A 281-nucleotide genomic window follows, 5' to 3' on the forward strand; every position below is an offset into this window, starting at 1 on the left:
GACGTGCCGGACATCTCTTCGGAGGCCCCGGCGTTCTGCTGGGTCACTTTGTCGAGCTGCTGGATCGCTTCATTGATCTGCGAGGCGCCGATATCCTGCTCGCGGCAGGCCGCAGAGATTTCCGAGATCAATTCGGCGGTCTTGCGGATGTCGGGCACCAGACGGGTCAGCATGTCGCCGGCTTCGGTCGCGACGGACACCGTCTGGCCGGAGAGCGCGCTGATTTCGGCAGCGGCCGCCTGGCTGCGTTCGGCGAGCTTGCGCACTTCCGAGGCGACGAC

1 pseudogene is annotated in these 281 nt (G+C 65.8%); it reads right to left on the bottom strand.

Annotated elements, in window-relative coordinates:
• A pseudogene (locus tag ACOZK4_RS27210) lies at window positions 1-281 on the bottom strand (methyl-accepting chemotaxis protein); the annotation flags it as partial.

This window comes from Shinella sp. M27 (assembly GCF_049199905.1).
Lineage (GTDB): Bacteria > Pseudomonadota > Alphaproteobacteria > Rhizobiales > Rhizobiaceae > Shinella.